The 898-nt window shown below is 27.6% G+C and carries 1 protein-coding gene and 1 pseudogene; both read right to left on the bottom strand.

The features are described 5' to 3' along the window. Positions 1-620, bottom strand: a 620-nt coding sequence (locus K0040_RS19815) for an IS3 family transposase (RefSeq protein ID WP_331476381.1), incomplete at its 3' end; no start/stop codon positions are given. Between the two features lie 17 nt (positions 621-637). Further along, positions 638-898 (bottom strand): annotated as a pseudogene (locus K0040_RS19810) (helix-turn-helix domain-containing protein); the annotation flags it as partial.

Genomic DNA, 898 nt, shown 5'->3' with positions numbered 1-898 from the left:
ATTTTTAACTTATATGAGTATTGTTTTCTAGTATACTGAAACCCTTGATCTGTATGTATTATACAGTTTTTTTGCAAGTTCATATTTAAAAGTTTATCTATTGTATTTTGAACTAATAATGTATCGTTTCTTGAACTAATATCATATGCTACAATTTCTCCATTAAATAAATCTTTTGCAGCATTCATATATATAAATTTACCTGGCTTATTACTAACAGGTATGTATGTTATATCCATGCATATTTTTTCTAGTGGTCTAGTAGCTGTAAAATTCCTATTCAGTATATTATCAGCTACTTTAGATGTCTTGAATTTACGCTTATATACTTTTTTTCTAATAACAGATTTGATTCCTAATTCTTTCATTAATCTATATACTCTTTTATGATTTACATCAAATGATAAAACTCTATTTAAATATATACAAATTCTTTTCCTACCGTAGGTACCTCTATATTTTTTATGCAACTCTAAAATGTGTTGTTTTATAATGTTATTTTCTTTATCCCTATCGGTAGTTTGTAAAGGTCTGTTAATCCATTTATAATAGCCGCTTCGCGATACTCCTGCTAACTTACAAAGACTTGAAACACTATACTTATGAGATAATGACTTGATGATTAAGAACCTATCACTTATTTTTTCTTGCCCGATAGGGTATATAACTTTTTTAAGAATTCATTCTCCATCCTTAAATAATTTAATTCTTCTTCAATAGAATTAAATTTAGTTTTAGGTCTACCTTTTTTATAACCAGTAGCTCTACCTCTAGTTTCTTCATCAAAGGCAGTTTCACCCTTGGCATTATACAATTTAACCCATCTTTGAACCTGAGTTTTATCTTTTATATCTAAAGAACGAGCAACACTAACTGCACTCATACCTTGATTTATATA

The sequence above is a fragment of the Terrisporobacter petrolearius genome (assembly GCF_020748185.1).
Lineage (GTDB): Bacteria > Bacillota > Clostridia > Peptostreptococcales > Peptostreptococcaceae > Terrisporobacter > Terrisporobacter petrolearius.
This window is presented reverse-complemented; position numbering and strand designations above follow the sequence as displayed.